Raw genomic sequence first — 14,948 nt, 5'->3', positions numbered from 1 at the left:
CGGCGTCCGGGTCATGTCAGCCGAGCATAGTCCCGACGAGCACGCTGGCGCCGAGTGCAGCCGCACCGATCACCAGCGATCGGACGACGGATGACCAGATCCGTGTGCCGCCCAGCCAGGCCAAGATGACCGCCGTGCCGGCCAAGGACATCGCGACGCCCACCATGACGAACTCGTCCACCCAGTCCCGGGGCACCGCCATCGCGATCAGCACCGTGACCATGGCTCCCGCCAGGAAGGCCACCGCCGAGCTACAGGCCTCTTTCACCGGTTCGGCGGGCGTCAGGATCTCGGTCATCCCGTACTCGGTCTCGAGTTGTGCGGTGAGACTGTCAGCGGCGTCCAGTTCCTCGGCGACCTTCCGGGCGGTTTCCTCGCTCACCCCTTTGTTGCGGAAGTGTGCCGCGAGCTCCTCGAGTTCCTCGGTGTGACTCAACTCAAGCAAGCGTTGTTCGGTCCTGATGACATGCTGCTGCACCTCGCGCTCGGCGGCCACCTCTGCGTACTTGGCGGCGCCCAGCGACACTGCTCCGGCGAATGCCGCCAGTGCGACGATCGATGCCAGGGCGTCGGTGTCGAGCACCAGAGCCAGTCCCTCGGCCAGGCCGGCCACGCCGAGCACGCCGTCATTGACGTCGGCCACCCGGGCCCGGGCGTCGTCCCGGCTCAGTTTCCACCACGACCGATCCGTCATCCGCCGGCACCGTCTGGGCCGGCTGGCCTCCTCACCGGGATGCGCTGACTCACAGCGTGAGGGTAGCAATGGCGGCCGCGGAACCACCGAGTGGACGCGAGATCGGGGCCGAATCGGGGTCAGGAAGCAACCGGGGGCTGGACGCGTTATCTACTATGGACCCACATCCACGAGGAGAAAGAAACTCACATGCGTAGCTCCAACCCCGTTCTCTCGAGGCCGGATGCTTTCACCCCGCAACAGCAGGGCCAGTACGGCTACCAGCAGCCCGGTCAGCCCCAGGGCCAGTACGGCTACCAGCAGCCCGGTCAGCCGTACCCCGGCCAGCAGTACCCGCAGGACCCGGCGCACACCGCCCAGGGGACCATGACGATCGACGACGTGATCACCAAGTCGGCCATTACCATGGGCACCGTCGTGGCGACCGCGGCGTTGACCTTCATGTTCATGCCGGCCCGCTTCCTGTTCCCCGCGGTGATCGTCAGCGCCATCGTCGGCTTCATCACCGTGATGATCGTGGCGGCCCGCCGGGTGATCAACCCGGGTGCCGTGCTCGCCTACGCCGCCATCGAAGGTGTGTTCATCGGCGCGATCAGCAAGGTCTACGAGTCCGCCTGGGGCGGCATCGTCCCGGCCGCCGTGATGGCGACCCTGGTCACCGCCGGCGCGACGCTCGCCGCCTACAAATTCTTCCGGATCAAGGTCACCAACAAATTCCGCAAGATGGTGATGATCGGCACGCTGGCCTACGCCGGCCTGCTGATGGTGAACTTCGTCCTGTCGCTGTTCGGCATGGGCTTCCTGTTCTCGGGCGGCAACCTGGCCATCCTGCTGCTGATCTCGGCGATCGGCGTCGGCCTCGCCGTGTTCAACCTGATCCTCGACTTCGACTACATCGAGCAGGGCATCGCGATGGGCGCCCCGGCGTCCGAGTCCTGGCGGGGCGCGTTCGGCCTCACCGTGACGATGGTCTGGCTCTACATCGAGATGCTGCGGCTGCTGTCGTACTTCCGCTCCAACTGAGGCCCTTCGCAGGACGCCGCCGGCACGTCCGGCGGCGTCTTTGCATGTCGACCCGTCCCTCCCACCTTCGCGGGATCACGTCCCGCTGCGGCGCACCCGGCGAGCGCGGGGGTGGGATCAGCCGGCGCTGCGCCGGCGGTAGCCGAACCGGGTGGCCAGCGTGCTCAGGTGGCGCTCGAGCAGGGCGCGCGAGCCGGCCGCCCAGTGCAGCCGGTGCCACTGCTGGAGCGGTACCCAGCGAGCGGACGCCGTCGTCCCGCCGACGTCCTGGACGACCGGGTCGGTGGGCTCGGGGCAGCTGGCCGCGTAGATGATCCGGACGGCGTGGAAGTCCTCGACCACCCCGCTGGGTGAGCGGCCGATCCAGTGGTCGGTCTGAATATCGAGCAACTGGGAGATCTCGATTTGTTGGGCGGTCTCTTCGACGGCCTCCCGAATCACCGTTTGGCTAGGGTTCTCGCCCTCGTCGATGCCGCCTCCCGGCAGGCCCCAGGAGTGAGGCACAGCTGTCCGCTCGGAGAACTCGGTGGCCAGCAGGCCGCGGCTGCTGAGCACGATGGCGTACGCGGCGAGCCGCTGGCGGACGACCGGGCGCTCGGCGTCCTTGGCGATCAGGCCCGGGTCGAGGGACCGGCGCCGCTGCGGACCGCGCTCGGCGATCCGGCGTCCGTGGGCCGACACCTGCACCGTGAAGGTCAGATCGTCGCCGTGGCCGGTCGCCGACAAGGGCCGGACGATCCGGTAGCCGAGTTCCCAGGCGAGCCGGTGCGGATCGCTGCCGTGGGTCAGCGGGCGGGCAAAAACACTCGACCCTCCCGCGACGACGACGCCGACGATCTGCATCTGCCCATGATGACCGAGCCAACTGGACCGACCAAACCGACGCCCCGGCGTCGGGGCACTGGGGCGGATCCGCCGTCCGACGTACACTCCATGCCACCACGGGCGAAGGAGGAAGTGCGGTGCAGTACCGGGATTCGGCAAACCTCGACAGCTCACAGGTGACGAGCAGCTCCGGGATGGGCGGCAAACTGGCGATCGGCGGCGTCGGCGGACTGGTTCTGGTGCTGCTGGCTGTGTTCCTCGGCATCGATCCGAGCGTCGTCCTCGGTGGCAGTTCCTCCACCCCTCAGCAGACCACCGACACGTTCGCGGACTGCCGCTCGGGGGCCGACGTGGCGAAGAACCGCGAGTGCCGGTTCGTCGCCTACACCAACTCGATCCAGGCCTACTGGGCGGGCGCCGTGACCGGCTACCAGCCGACCAAGACCCACATCTTCACCGGTCAGGTGAGCACCGCGTGCGGGACGGCGACGTCCGCGGTCGGACCGTTCTACTGCCCGGTGGACCGGGTCGTTTACCTGGACACCGGCTTCTTCGACCAACTGACCAGCCGGCTCGGCGCCAAGGGCGGGGACGCCGCCGAGGCCTACGTGATCGCCCACGAGTACGGCCACCACATCTCCAACCTCGCCGGCGTGCTGGACCGCGTCCAGCGCTCCGGGATCAAGGCCGGCGCGAACTCGCCGCAGGTGAAGCTCGAGTTGCAGGCGGACTGCTACGCCGGGGTCTGGCTGGCCAACGCGGCCAAGGACCCGAAGTCGCCGATCGCGTCGGTCACCGCCGACGACGTCAACCGGGCCGCGGACGCCGCCCGCGCGGTGGGCGACGACCGGATTCAGGAGCAGTCGACCGGACGGGTCGACCGGGAGTCCTGGACGCACGGGTCCGCCGCGCAGCGGCAGAAGTGGCTGACCACCGGCTTCAGCACCGGTGACCCGGCCCGGTGTGACACCTTCGCCTCCTGACCACCCGTAAGGCCCTGCCTAACTACCTGTGCCCTGCCACCTGCGGGAGGGCACAGGTAGTTAGGCAGGGCTTTGTGGTCAGGGTGAGACCTGGTGGCCGTCCAGGTCGGTGACCAGGGACGTGGTGCCGATGGTGAAGTACATCCGTGGGACGCCGGTCCGGGCCCGGTCGTCGATGGTGACCTGCCAGCGGGTACCGAGTTCGAAGGCGTCGCGCTGCCGGGCGTCGGCCAGCACTCGCCAGATCGCGCTGGCCCGAACCCGGGACACCGCGAACGGCGGCAGGTCCGGGCGCTGGGAACGCTCGTTGATGGTGACCGGCACGCTGGCCGTCCGGAGCCTCCGGATGGTTGTCGTGGTGCTGCCCGGGAAGTCGAGCCAGGCGCCCAGATTCGACTGCACGCCGATCGCGACCGCCGTGGTGCGGGTGCCGCTGGCATCTTCCAACCCGAGCCGGATGCCGCCCTCGGTGCTGAACTCCAGCGTCGGCAGCAAGGCGCCATCGGGATAGAAGAAGACGGTGCGCGACTCGGGCACCGTCGAGACGCTCATGAAGACCTGGCCGGCCGAGGAGTCCACGATCTGCAGTTCCTGGTCGCTGTCCGAGCCGGAGATGCTGGTGGCCGCGCGGAACAAGCCGCCCACGTCGGTGATGTTGAAGTCGTCGATGGAGAAGATGGTCTGCTGCACGTAGGCGACATCGGAGTCGACCTGCTTGATGGTGTTGTCCCGCCAGGCCCAGGTTTCGGCCTGAGAGTCCTTGACCACGGTGATGGCGGCCCACTCCTTGGTGATCTCGACCTGGATCAGCTGGGGCGTCCCCGCCTTGGCGATCAGCCGGCGGACCATCGCTCGGGCCTGATCGGGGGCGGTCAGGTCCAGGCTGACCGCCGTGGGTCCGGCACTCGAACTCGGCGGCGGGGTACTGGACGAGGCGGGCTGGGTGCAGCCGCCGAGCAGGCTGAACGCGAGGACCGCCGCGGTCAGAGCTGGGGCACGCACTCCGCGAGACTACCGCCACCGGGGCAGACTGACTCCGTGGACCTGACCCGTGACGCGGTGGCGGTGGCCCCCGACCTGCTGGGCATGCGGCTGCGGGTCGGGCCGGTGACCATCCGGATCACCGAGACCGAGGCCTACCACGGTGCCGACGACCCGGCGGCGCACGCCTACCGGGGCTGGCGTCCGCACACCCGGCACCTGTTCGAGCCGCCCGGCACGCTGTACTGCTACCGCTCCTACGGCATCCACATCTGCGCCAACATCGTCTGCGGACCATCCGGCAGTGGTTCGGCGGTGCTGCTGCGGGCTGGTGCGGTGACCGAAGGCCTGGACGTCGCCCGGGCTCGCCGGGCCGGTGTCGGCGACTCCCGGCTGGCCCGCGGGCCGGGCTGCCTGGGCCAGGCACTCGGGCTCACCCTGGACGACTCGGGACGCCGGCTCGGCGAACCGGGCCTGGAACTGCTGCCCAGGATCAGTGCCGTCGGCACGATCGCGGTGGGTCCCCGGGTGGGGGTGTCGGTGGCGGCGCGGCGTCCATGGCGGTTCTGGCTGGCCGGCGACCCGTCGGTGTCGGTCTATCGTCGGAGTCCTCGGCTGCCGCGACCCGGGACCGGCGTCCGCGGAGAGAATGGGTCCGAAACGTAAGGTGGGGCGGACCAAGTATGAGTTGGTCCGCCCCTGTTTCGCTCGGGGAAGACGACTCCCGAACTCCGCTCGGTCCGCCGGCCCGTCCGCTCGTCTTGCGGAACGCGTCCGGATCGCTCCGGATGCAGTGGGCCCCGATCTCCGAGGCGTCCGCCGGTTCGTTGGTGACGATCCATTTGGGTCTTGCGACCCGGTTCGTCCGATCCGGCGTAGAGGTATTTCTACTCCGCCCGGCCGGGTCGCGCAAGGCCTTTTCCGGAACTCGTGGCGCAGATTCGCGGACGCGTCCGATGCGGCTGGTATCGCGTGTCACAAGGGTTTTTGCTCGTCCCACCTGTCCCAGGAGCCCCAGATTGGACGAGGGCCCTGCGAGGTGGCGCTGGCCGCGGAGTGAACTCGACCGGACCACCTCATACGCGGTCCGGTCGCGCTTCTCTTTGTAGTCGCTGAGGGTTCCGAAGACGTGGACCGACACGCCGACCGCGCCCGTGGGGCGGGGGTATGGTGAGTGCCTACCGGTCGCCGTCGACCGGTTCGGACCGATCGGATCGAGGTTTCAATGTCAGATCAGAGTGCGAGCGACTCGCTCGAGGAGTCCCAGGACACCACCGTGGTCGTGCAGCGGTCGGTGTCCCAACCCGTGAAGGAAGTGTGGCGGCTGCTGGCCACCCCGGCGGGCGCCGAGGCGCTGCTGGGCGAGGGCGGCCAACTGGGTGACAAGGGCGACAGTTGGCGGTCGTCCGACGGCACCCATGGCGTCGTCCGCAGCTATCACCCGCTGGAGCAGATCCGCTTCAGTTGGCACGCCGAACCCGACGCCCCCAAGTCTCTCGTCGACCTGCACCTGCTGCAGCAGTCCGAGGACTCCACCGTGGTCGAGATCCGGCACGAGAACATCCCGGGCGGCTGGGACGTCGACGCGATCACGCAGCACTGGGAGAGTGCGCTCGACCGGATCGCCGCGGCCGGCTGAACCCGGCCGACGGTGCGCGGGGTCTGAGCCCGCACGCCGTCCACCAAGCCGGCCGATCATCACTGCGCGTGGTACCTGGGGTCTGTCCTCACGTACCGCCGCGGTCGATTGGAGTCCGCCGGCCGGCCCACTCAGCTGGCGAATCGGGCCGCCGAGCGGGCGCGGGCCTTCGCGGCCTCGACATCGCGGTCCTTGGGCGGTGCGGACGTCGTCAGGTGATCGAGCAGATGCTGGGTGATGTGGGCGATCTCTTCGACCGCCTCGGTGAAGTACTGCTCGTTCGCTTTGGACGGCTTGGTCGTCCCGGACACCTTGCGGACGAACTGCAACGCCGCCGCGCGCACCTCGTCGGTGGTTGCCGGCGGCTCGAAGTTGTTCAGTGGACGGATGTTGCGGCACATGCCGCCACCCTACGCCGCCCCACACCGGGCAAGGCTGAGGGTCGCCACGGCCAAGCCTCTCCGGGTGGTGACCAACGAGATCAAGGAACCACCGATCGGCTGACCCACGCCCCGGTCAAGCCCTCAGCGGCGGCGCAGCGACCGCACAGACGGTGCACAGTCGGGCTTCGTACAACGGAGCCATGAGCGATTCGGTATTGACCCGGCGGGTGTCCCGCCGACTGCTGCTGGGCGGGCTCGCGGGTGTCGCGGGCCTGGGCGGGACGGCGGCCTGGGCGCTCGACCGGTACCTGGTCGAGCACGTCGAAGGCACGGTGACCGACGCGGTCGCGGCCACCTCCGCCGGCACCTTCAGCGCGAACGGCTACACCAGCGCCAGCACGTCGCTCAGCATCGAGAAGGTCTCGGTCGGATCAGGCGCCGACGCCGTCACCTACTTCGTCGCCGACATCACCGCCGGTGACGCCACCCTGATCCGGTCGGCCTTCGCCAAGGACTCCTTCGGCACCAACATCATCGACTACCCCTCCTCGATCGCCGCCACCAAGAACGCCGTGCTGGCGATCAATGGTGACTACTACGGGTTTCGCGAGACCGGCATCGTCGTCCGTAACGGCGTGGCCTACCGGGACAAGGGCGCCCGCCAGGGCCTCGCGTTGCGACGGGACGGCTCGATGGCCCTCTACGACGAAACCGCGACGAACGCGGCGGCGCTGATCGCCGACGGCGTCTACCACACCCTCTCGTTCGGTCCGGGACTGGTGGCGGACGGCACGGTGGTCGCCGGCATCGACTCGATCGAGATCGACACCAACTTCGGCAACCACTCGATCCAGGGCGATCAGCCCCGCACCGGGGTGGGCATGATCCAGCCCGGCCGGTTCCTGTGGATCGTGGTGGACGGCCGCAGCACCGGCTACAGCCGCGGCGTGACGCTGCCGGAGTTCGCCCAGCTCTTCGCCGACCGGGGCGCCACTGTCGCCTACAACCTGGACGGCGGCGGCTCGTCCGCGATGGTGTTCAACGGCTCCCTGGTCAACAATCCACTGGGCAGCGGCAAGGAACGCGGCACCTCCGACATCCTCTACCTGGCGGGCTGAGCGATGGTGCTGCTGATTCCCGCCTACCAGCCGGACCGTCGGCTGCTCGAGCTGGTTCGCGAACTGGCCGCGGTCGCCCCTGAACTCGACGTGGTGATCGTCGACGACGGCAGCGGGCCGCACTACGCCCCGGTGTTCTCCGACGCCGCCACCCTCGGCGCGGACGTGATCGGCTTCACCGCCAACCGCGGCAAGGGTGCCGCCCTGAAGCACGGGTTCGCCCACATCGCCGCGCACTACCCGGGACAGGACGTGGTCTGCGCCGACTCCGACGGGCAGCACACGGTGCGCGACATCCTCCGGGTCGGACGCGCCGTCCGGCCGGGGGCGATGGTGCTCGGCGTCCGGGCCTTCAGCGGCCGGGTGCCGGTGCGCAGCCGGGTCGGCAACACCCTGACTCGCTGGGCCTTCCGGGCGGCCACCGGGGTGTCGGTCAGCGACACCCAGACCGGCCTGCGCGGCTACCCGGCGTCCGCCCTGGAATGGCTGGTCGGTGTGCCCGGCGAACGGTTCGAGTACGAGCTCAACCTGCTGCTGCGGGGACGCGGCGCCGGTTGGGCGATCGAGGAGCTGCCGATCTCGACCATCTACCTGGCCGGGAACGCCTCCTCGCACTTCCGGCCGCTGGCCGATTCGGTCCGGGTGAGCCTGCCTTTGCTGGCCTTCTCGGCCTCCTCGCTAATCGCCTTCGTGGTCGACCTGGTGTTGCTGCTGGTGGTGAACGCCCTGACCGGGAGCCTGCTGGCCGCGGTGGTGGCCGCCCGGGGGCTGAGTTCGGCGGTCAACTTCGCGATCAATCGGCGGGTGGTGTTCTCGTCACGGCGCCGGCTGGGTGGAGCGCTGGGCCGCTACTACCTGCTCGTCGTGGTGCTGCTGCTCGCCAACTATGGCCTGCTGGCCGCCCTGACCGGCTTCGGGATGGCGCTGGTGGTGGCAAAACTGCTGGTGGAACCGGTGTTGTTCATTGCCAGCTATCAGCTGCAGCGCAATCTGGTCTTCGCTTCTACCGAGTCGCCGCGGGCGGTGGCGTCCGGACGCGAGCCGATGCTGGCGGGTCGCCGCTGAGCCGGTCTCGGTGTGCCACCCCCGACCCTGCCGTGCATAGTGTGAGTCTGGGCACCGAGTTCGGTGCCCAGACTCACACTAAGTTGCGGCAGTCTCAGTCGCGCTCGGATTCACCCTGTGGTGAGGCGGTCTCAGTCGCGCTCGCGCCACTCGATCGCCGGGCAGGTGTCCATCACCATCGGCAGCCCCGCTGCTTCGGCGCGCTCGAAGGCCTCGTGGTCGACCACGCCCAGCTGGAACCAGACGCCGCCCGCGCCGACTGCAATCGCCTCGTCGACGAACTGCCCGGCCGCCTCGGAGCGGCGGAAGACGTCGACCACATCGATCGCGAACGGCACGTCGGCCAGCGTCGGGTAGCCCTGCTCACCGAGCACGGTCGGGGCGGACGGGTGGATCGGCACGATGCGTTTGCCACGGTTCTGCAGCAGCCGGGCGATCCGGTAGGCGGTCTTGTCCGGGTCGCCGGACAGCCCGACCACCGCCCATACCTTCGCTTCGTCGAGGAAGTGGTCGACGACCTGTTGGCGTTGCCAGGCGGGTCGCTTCGTCGTCGCATCGGTGGTCACTCGGCCACCCTAGTCGTCCCGTGGGCAGCGGAAATGGGCTCAGTCGGAGCCGGACGGGGCGGGCTTCAAGGTGATCCAGCGGGCTCGGCTGGCGGCCAGCAGTTCGCCGTCCGCGGTGTGCAGGGCGGCTGCGGTGTCGTACTTGCGGCCTTCGTGGCCGAGCGCCCAGCCGATGGCCACGCACGGCTCACCCAGTCGCGGCAGCCGGTGCACCTCCGCGGTGAACCGTCCGAGCAGCATCAGGGCCGGCCACTCGGCGAAACAGCCGTAGCCGAACAGCGACGGGCAGTCCACGCTCGCCCAGACCACGGCCGGCAGCACGGTGCCGTCGTCGGCGCAGACCGAGGCGTCCGGCACCCACGGGGCGGCGGCGACCCGGCGTCCGCGGACCGGTCCGGGAAAGATGCGTAGGCCGTCCGGGCGATCGGTTCCGCAGACGAAGCACTGCGGGTAGGGATGATCGCTCAGCCACGGGCAGTGGTCGGACGCCCGCGCAGCCGCCTCGAAGCCGACCGGGTCGGGGATGTCGAGGGCCAGCGTGCCGGGACGGGCGAGGGCGACCGGGCGTCCGGCGTACTCGACCCGGATGCCGTCAGCTTCGGCGAGGACGGGAAGGTCGACGTCCAGCGGCGGTGGCAGGGTCAGCGTCACCTCCGCGGGGCCCAGCGGCAGGCCGAGCGCCGCGGCGACGGCACCCGCGCTGTAGCCGCCGTTGCCGGACGTGTTCGGCCCGCGGAAGCGGTGCGGGACGACGACGCTCACCGCTCGTCGAGCAGGTGCAGGACGGCCCGCGCGTAGGCGCGTTCGGCGTCGATGTCCAGATGCCGCGACCCGTCGGTCAGGGTGACCGCGCAGCCACCCGGAACCGCGGTCAGTGCGTCGAAGCGGTCGCCCAACGCGTCCCTGAGTTGATCCTCGCGGGGCAGCCAGAGCACCCGGGTGTGCTCGATCGAGTCCAGCGCCCACTCGGTGGTGCCGTTGAACTTCACCACGCTCGAGCCGCCCGGGACGTCCTGGATCTCGATCACCATCTCGGCGATCACGAACACGTCCTCGGCGAGTTCCCCGCCCGGAATGGTGAAACGGTCGCCGCTGCCGGGACGCCAGGCCAGGCCAGCGGTCCGCAGCCTGGTGGCGAGCTCGGCGTCGATCATGCGGTCAGGATAGTGCGGCCCGCCAGGCCGGGTAGGGTCAGCCGGCCCGGCTGCCGGGGTTGCAGGTCACCCCGGTGGCATGGACGGGGCAGTAGCCGTTCGGGTTCGCGTCGAGGTACTGCTGGTGGTAGTCCTCGGCGTAGAAGAAGTCGCCCGACGGCGGAGTGATCTCGGTGGTGACCGGTCCGAATCCGGCAGCCGCGAACCCGGGGCCCACCGCGTCCCGGAAGGCGGCCGCGCGGCGTGCCTGGTCGTCGTTCTGCGGCACGATGACCGAGCGGTACTGGGTGCCGCGGTCGTTGCCCTGGCGGAAGCCCTGGGTCGGGTTGTGGTTCTCGAAGAAGATCCGCAGCACGTCCTCGTAGCTCAGCCGCTTGGGGTCGTAGACCACCCGGACCACCTCTGCGTGCCCGGTGCGTCCGGAGCACGCCTCTTCATAGGTCGGGTTCGGGGTGTAGCCGGCGGCGTATCCAGCGGCGGTGTTGAGCACGCCCGGGGTGTTCCAGAACAGTTTCTCGGCACCCCAGAAACAGCCCAGGCCCAGGACGGCGACCTCGGCGCCTTCGGGCGTCCGGTCGATCCGGTGACCGAAGACCCGATGGAAGAAGGGTTGGCGCAGGACGGGGGTGTCCCGTCCCCGCAGCGCGACGCGCGGATCGACCATGGTCGGTTTGGTGAACAGCATGTGGTGGCCTCCTGGCAGGTGCAACCGCGCCGGACCGGCCGGCATTCCACGGTAGGGCCGGTCCGGTGTGGTTGACCAGTCGAACCCGTCGCTCAGCCGTCCCAGCCGGCCAGGGTGGCGCCGAGCTTGTCGAACACCGGACGCGGGGTGGAGCTGCGGTAGCTGCCGAGCATCGAGAACGTGTAGAGCCGGCCGTCCCGGTCGGCCACGTAGCCGCTGAGGGCGGTGACACCGCTGAGCGTGCCGGTCTTGGCGCGCAGATTGCCCTGGGCGGCGGTCTTGACCATGCGACTGGTGAGGGTGCCGCCAATCGCCGGGTCCGAGATGCCGGCCACCGGCAGGGCGTCGTAGAAGGTGCCGAACCACGAGCGCGTCCGGGCGTACTGCAAGGCTCGCACCAGTACCCGTGCCGTGATCCGATTGGTGTGCGCGAGGCCCGAGCCGTCCACGATCCGCACCGTACCCGGCACGCTCTGGGTCGTCCGTAGCCAGCTCAGCACGCGGGCTGAGCCGGCCGCCCAGGTGCCGGGCTTGTCGCCGACGCGTCCGAGGGTCTTGATCAGATGCTCAGTCATACCGTTGTTGGACGGCTTCATCAGCATCCGGACGATGGCGCTGACCGGAACCGAGGTATCGGACGCCAGCCGGACCCGGCTCGACGGCAGGCTGCCGGTGGTCGGTGCGCCGTCCACCGCAACTCCCATCGACTCCAGCATCCGGGTGAACACGTGCGCGGCGTACCGGGCCGGATTGCTGACGGTGACTACCGCGGTCGCCGTCCCTCGTTTCAGCGCCACCCGGCCGGTGACGGTGACGGTATTGGTCCCGTTCGTGCGCCGGACGCCGATCGTCGAGCCGCTGCCCGTCGTGCCCGTGGTGGTCTTGTTGACCAGCTTCAGATAGCCGCCGGCCAGAGCTGGGACGACGCCGAGGACGGCCCGCTTGCCGCGCGCGGAGCCAGGCTTGTAGGTGACGTTGACCGTGCCGACGCGCAGAGCCGACGAGGGGGACAGCGTCAGTCCGGAGATCTGGGCCGCGTAGGAGGAGTTGTAGTCCCGCGGGTTCCAGTAGTTGTTGTACTTGTCGTTGTCGAAGAACCCACCGTCGCCGATCACCGAGCCGGTGACGCGGCGCACACCGGCCGCCTTGACCTGCGCAGCCAACGAGCGCAGGTCGGACTCGCGGACCGTTGGATCGCCGTTGCCCCGCAGGTAGAGCCGGCTCACGGTCGCACCGGACGGGCCGGCGGGCGAGAACACCTCGGTGCTGAAGGTCGCGTCCGGGCCGAGCAGATCCAGGGCTGCCGCCGACGTGAGCAGCTTCATATTGGACGCGGGCTTCAGCGCGGTGCTGGACGACCTGGTGTACAGCTCGGTCCCGGACGATGACTCGGCGACGACGACGCCCACGGTGGCCTTGGTGACGCGGGAGTCCTTCAGCACGCCGGCCAGCTTGGCGGCCAAGGCGGTGTCGCCGGCCGCCGTCGGTAGCGTGGCGGCGGCCTGTGCGGGGCCTGGCTGGGTCAGCAGCGCCAGGCTGGAGAGGGTGATCAGGGCGGCGAGCATGCCGCGGCGGGTGCGAGACATCGGGGGCTCCATGGGGGTGGGGGTGCGCCCACCATGACACACCCGCGACGAGGCTCGCCAGGCGTCCGGACGGCGGTCGCTTGGCGAGCGGAACGCGTCCGCGGGCGACGGGTGAGTGGTGGGTGGGGACAGATACCGGCAGTGCCGGAAAGTGGTTTGAGGGTCGTTGCCCGCGGACCTCGGACCGGGAAGTGACCGAAAGAACCGTCCCCGCGGACCGGAAGGTGACCGAAAGAACCGTCCCCGGCGGACCGGAAGGTGACCGAAAGAACCGTCCCCGGCGGACCGGAAGGTGACCGAAAGAACCGTCCCCCGCGGACCGGAAGGTGACCGAGAGAACCGTCCCCGGCGGACCGGAACTCAGTCGAGGGCGGGGAGCTGCCAGTCGATCGGGGCGGCGCCTTGGGCGGTGAGGGCGGCGTTGGCCCGACTGAACGGACGCGAGCCGAAGAAGCCGGAGCGCGCCGACAAGGGGGACGGGTGTGGGGAGGCGATCACCGGGATGTCGCCGAGCATCGGCTGCAGGTTCTGGGCATCCCGGCCCCACAGGATCGCGACCAGCGGTCCGCCGCGGGCGACCAGAGCCTCGATGGCCCGCTGGGTCACTTCCTCCCAACCCTTGCCGCGGTGCGATCCCGGGGCGCCGGGGCGCACGGTCAGCACCCGGTTGAGCAGCAGGACGCCCTGCTCGAACCACGCCGACAGGTCACCGTGGGCGGCCGGCGGGACGCCGAGATCGGAGGTCAGCTCGGTGTAGATGTTGGCCAGCGAGCGGGGTAGCGGACGGACGTCCGGTGCGACCGAGAACGACAGGCCGACGGCGTGCCCGGGGGTCGGGTAGGGATCCTGCCCCACGATCAGCACCCTGACGCCGGCGAGCGGACGGCTGAACGCGCGCAGCACGTTCGGTCCGCTCGGGAAGTAGCCGCGTCCGGCGGCGATCTCGGCGCGCAGGAAGTCGCCCATCGCCGCGATCCGGGCGGCGACCGGCTCCAGCGCATCCGCCCAATCGGGGGCGACCAGTTCAGCCAACGGTTTCGGGTTCACCGCTCCTCCTGTCCAGTCGTGCGGGAATCAAAGCGGCCGCGACCGTGCCGGCCAGCAGGATCGCGGTGCCGGCGCCGAACGCGGCGCCCATTCCCCAATGGTCGGCCAGCACCCCGGCCGCCAGCGGACCGAGGATCGCACCCAGGTCGCCGACCATCGAATAGATCGCCACCGGCTGGCTGCCGGCGCCCTTGGTGGCGTCGCCGAGCGCGGCGGTCGGCGCCGTCCCCAGGGCTGCTGAGCCGACCCCGTAGACGCAGAGCAGCACGATCAGCACCTGCAGGTTCGGCGCGAACGGGGTGGCGATGGTGGACGCGGCCGCCAGTAGTCCGCCGACGATCATCACCGGACGGCGTCCGACCATGTCGGTGGCGCGTCCGGCCGCCGGCAGCGCCGCGGTCTGGGCAACGGCGGCGATCGCGAAGGCGATGCCGGCCCAAGACGGCTCGGCACCGAGGGCGCCGACCACCAGGATCGGCACCAGTGCCGACCGGACGCCGAAGCTCTGCCAGCCCTGGCCGAAGCTCATCAGGCAGGCGGCCCGGAACCGGCTGTCGGCGATCACCTCGCCGAGCGGCCGGGTCGGCGCCAGTGCGGCCGCCTCGGCCATCCCCGGCGGATCGTGCAGCTGGGTGAAGGCGATCGTTCCGGCCACCACCAGCGTGCCGGCGTAGAAGTAGAACGGGGCGGTCAGCGACACCCCGGCGAGCAGGCCGCCGATCGCCGGCCCGGCCATGCCGCCGAGCAGAAAGCCGCCCTGATAGAGACCGCTCGCCCGGCCGCGCAGTTCCGGACCGACGCTGGCCAGCAGCAGCGCGGTGGCCGAGATGGTGAACATGGCCGAGCCGAGCCCGCCGACCGCGCGCCAGAGCAGCAGCTCGGCATAGCTGCCGGCCAGCCCGCACAACGCCGACGAACCGCCGACGATCCACATCCCGATGCCGATCGTGCGGCGGTGGCCGATCCGGTCCGAGATCCGCCGGCAGAACGGGCTGATGGCCAGCCGCATGCCGGCGAACGCCGAGACCACCAGGCCGATCAGGAAGTTCGACACCCCGAAAGAGGAGGCGAAGATCGGCAGCACCGGGATCATCACTCCGAACCCGACCGCAACGAAGAAGGCCGAGACCGCCAGCATCACCACCGTCCGGGGCAGCGGGGTGCGCAGCGAGAACTTCACCGGCCCAACCTAGTGCTCC

At 70.0% G+C, this 14,948-nt stretch carries 17 protein-coding genes; 6 read left to right on the top strand and 11 right to left on the bottom strand.

Annotated elements, in window-relative coordinates; all coding sequences use genetic code 11:
* Window positions 1-16: 16 nt before the first annotated feature.
* A complete protein-coding gene (locus tag QM711_RS05920; RefSeq protein ID WP_415097273.1) occupies window positions 17-694 on the bottom strand; it encodes a VIT1/CCC1 transporter family protein in 678 nt (225 codons plus the stop codon).
* Between the two features lie 189 nt (window positions 695-883).
* Between QM711_RS05920 and QM711_RS05915 the strand changes: the two genes are divergently transcribed.
* A complete protein-coding gene (locus tag QM711_RS05915) occupies window positions 884-1,717 on the top strand; it encodes a Bax inhibitor-1/YccA family membrane protein (RefSeq protein ID WP_415097271.1) in 834 nt (277 codons plus the stop codon).
* 117 nt (window positions 1,718-1,834) lie between these two features.
* Here the strand turns inward: QM711_RS05915 and QM711_RS05910 are convergent, their stop codons facing one another.
* Entirely contained in the window at window positions 1,835-2,560 is a 726-nt protein-coding gene (locus tag QM711_RS05910; RefSeq protein WP_415097269.1) for an NUDIX hydrolase, read from the bottom strand.
* 119 nt (window positions 2,561-2,679) lie between these two features.
* On the opposite strand from QM711_RS05910, the gene QM711_RS05905 reads away from it, so the two are divergent.
* Window positions 2,680-3,525, top strand: coding sequence for a neutral zinc metallopeptidase (locus tag QM711_RS05905; protein ID WP_415097267.1), 846 nt, complete (start codon window positions 2,680-2,682; stop codon window positions 3,523-3,525).
* Between the two features lie 78 nt (window positions 3,526-3,603).
* Here the strand turns inward: QM711_RS05905 and QM711_RS05900 are convergent, their stop codons facing one another.
* On the bottom strand, window positions 3,604-4,527 hold the full coding sequence (locus QM711_RS05900) for a hypothetical protein (RefSeq protein ID WP_415097265.1): 924 nt from the start codon (window positions 4,525-4,527) through the stop codon (window positions 3,604-3,606).
* A 36-nt stretch (window positions 4,528-4,563) separates the two neighbouring features.
* Here QM711_RS05900 and QM711_RS05895 point away from each other — a divergent pair, with 36 nt between their 5' ends.
* Window positions 4,564-5,172: a DNA-3-methyladenine glycosylase gene (locus QM711_RS05895; RefSeq protein ID WP_415097263.1), complete on the top strand. Its 609-nt coding sequence runs from the start codon at window positions 4,564-4,566 to the stop codon at window positions 5,170-5,172.
* 559 nt (window positions 5,173-5,731) lie between these two features.
* The gene (locus tag QM711_RS05890; RefSeq protein WP_415097261.1) at window positions 5,732-6,145 is read left to right on the top strand and encodes an SRPBCC family protein; all 414 of its coding nucleotides are present in this window, start codon (window positions 5,732-5,734) and stop codon (window positions 6,143-6,145) included.
* 131 nt (window positions 6,146-6,276) lie between these two features.
* Here QM711_RS05890 and QM711_RS05885 read toward each other — a convergent pair whose 3' ends face one another.
* The gene (locus QM711_RS05885) at window positions 6,277-6,546 is read right to left on the bottom strand and encodes a DUF2277 domain-containing protein (RefSeq protein WP_415097259.1); all 270 of its coding nucleotides are present in this window, start codon (window positions 6,544-6,546) and stop codon (window positions 6,277-6,279) included.
* Window positions 6,547-6,728: 182 nt separating this feature from the next.
* Between QM711_RS05885 and QM711_RS05880 the strand changes: the two genes are divergently transcribed.
* Window positions 6,729-7,646, top strand: a complete 918-nt coding sequence (locus tag QM711_RS05880; RefSeq protein ID WP_415097257.1) for a phosphodiester glycosidase family protein — start codon at window positions 6,729-6,731, stop codon at window positions 7,644-7,646.
* Between the two features lie 3 nt (window positions 7,647-7,649).
* The gene (locus QM711_RS05875; RefSeq protein ID WP_415097255.1) at window positions 7,650-8,711 is read left to right on the top strand and encodes a glycosyltransferase family 2 protein; all 1,062 of its coding nucleotides are present in this window, start codon (window positions 7,650-7,652) and stop codon (window positions 8,709-8,711) included.
* A gap of 131 nt (window positions 8,712-8,842) precedes the next feature.
* On the opposite strand, the gene QM711_RS05870 is transcribed toward QM711_RS05875, so the two are convergent.
* The 7 genes from QM711_RS05870 to QM711_RS05840 all read right to left on the bottom strand — a co-directional run bounded on the left by QM711_RS05870 (window position 8,843) and on the right by QM711_RS05840 (window position 14,929).
* Window positions 8,843-9,277, bottom strand: a complete 435-nt coding sequence (locus QM711_RS05870) for a CoA-binding protein (RefSeq protein ID WP_415097253.1) — start codon at window positions 9,275-9,277, stop codon at window positions 8,843-8,845.
* 39 nt (window positions 9,278-9,316) lie between these two features.
* The gene (locus QM711_RS05865; protein WP_415097251.1) at window positions 9,317-10,039 is read right to left on the bottom strand and encodes a hypothetical protein; all 723 of its coding nucleotides are present in this window, start codon (window positions 10,037-10,039) and stop codon (window positions 9,317-9,319) included.
* Window positions 10,036-10,431 (bottom strand): pilus assembly protein CpaE, encoded by a 396-nt coding sequence (locus QM711_RS05860; RefSeq protein ID WP_415097249.1) that lies wholly within the window; start codon window positions 10,429-10,431, stop codon window positions 10,036-10,038. Before QM711_RS05860 ends, QM711_RS05865 begins: the two co-directional genes overlap by 4 nt.
* Before the next feature lie 37 nt (window positions 10,432-10,468).
* Window positions 10,469-11,116 carry a peptide-methionine (S)-S-oxide reductase MsrA gene (gene msrA / locus QM711_RS05855; protein ID WP_415097247.1) on the bottom strand — a complete coding sequence of 216 codons (648 nt, stop codon included), beginning with the start codon at window positions 11,114-11,116 and terminating at the stop codon, window positions 10,469-10,471.
* A gap of 92 nt (window positions 11,117-11,208) precedes the next feature.
* Window positions 11,209-12,702 (bottom strand): D-alanyl-D-alanine carboxypeptidase/D-alanyl-D-alanine-endopeptidase, encoded by a 1,494-nt coding sequence (dacB, locus tag QM711_RS05850; protein WP_415097245.1) that lies wholly within the window; start codon window positions 12,700-12,702, stop codon window positions 11,209-11,211.
* A 360-nt stretch (window positions 12,703-13,062) separates the two neighbouring features.
* Window positions 13,063-13,749 carry a uracil-DNA glycosylase gene (locus QM711_RS05845; protein WP_415097243.1) on the bottom strand — a complete coding sequence of 229 codons (687 nt, stop codon included), beginning with the start codon at window positions 13,747-13,749 and terminating at the stop codon, window positions 13,063-13,065.
* Complete coding sequence (locus QM711_RS05840) at window positions 13,727-14,929, bottom strand: MFS transporter (RefSeq protein WP_415097241.1); 1,203 nt, start codon at window positions 14,927-14,929, stop codon at window positions 13,727-13,729. Before QM711_RS05840 ends, QM711_RS05845 begins: the two co-directional genes overlap by 23 nt.
* Between the last annotated feature and the right edge of the window lie 19 nt (window positions 14,930-14,948).

The sequence above is a fragment of the Micropruina sp. genome, from assembly GCF_047602385.1.
GTDB lineage: Bacteria > Actinomycetota > Actinomycetes > Propionibacteriales > Propionibacteriaceae > Micropruina.
This window is presented reverse-complemented; position numbering and strand designations above follow the sequence as displayed.

What these genes read in the sequence shown, in the direction of transcription:
- QM711_RS05885 (WP_415097259.1), bottom strand. Translation starts at nt 6,546, where the DNA reads ATGTGCCGCAACATCCGTCCACTGAACAACTTCGAGCCGCCGGCAACC.
- QM711_RS05890 (WP_415097261.1), top strand. Translation starts at nt 5,732, where the DNA reads ATGTCAGATCAGAGTGCGAGCGACTCGCTCGAGGAGTCCCAGGACACC.
- dacB (WP_415097245.1), bottom strand. Translation starts at nt 12,702, where the DNA reads ATGTCTCGCACCCGCCGCGGCATGCTCGCCGCCCTGATCACCCTCTCC.
- QM711_RS05875 (WP_415097255.1), top strand. Translation starts at nt 7,650, where the DNA reads ATGGTGCTGCTGATTCCCGCCTACCAGCCGGACCGTCGGCTGCTCGAG.
- QM711_RS05920 (WP_415097273.1), bottom strand. Translation starts at nt 694, where the DNA reads ATGACGGATCGGTCGTGGTGGAAACTGAGCCGGGACGACGCCCGGGCC.
- QM711_RS05915 (WP_415097271.1), top strand. Translation starts at nt 884, where the DNA reads ATGCGTAGCTCCAACCCCGTTCTCTCGAGGCCGGATGCTTTCACCCCG.
- QM711_RS05910 (WP_415097269.1), bottom strand. Translation starts at nt 2,560, where the DNA reads ATGCAGATCGTCGGCGTCGTCGTCGCGGGAGGGTCGAGTGTTTTTGCC.
- msrA (WP_415097247.1), bottom strand. Translation starts at nt 11,116, where the DNA reads ATGCTGTTCACCAAACCGACCATGGTCGATCCGCGCGTCGCGCTGCGG.
- QM711_RS05880 (WP_415097257.1), top strand. Translation starts at nt 6,729, where the DNA reads ATGAGCGATTCGGTATTGACCCGGCGGGTGTCCCGCCGACTGCTGCTG.
- QM711_RS05860 (WP_415097249.1), bottom strand. Translation starts at nt 10,431, where the DNA reads ATGATCGACGCCGAGCTCGCCACCAGGCTGCGGACCGCTGGCCTGGCC.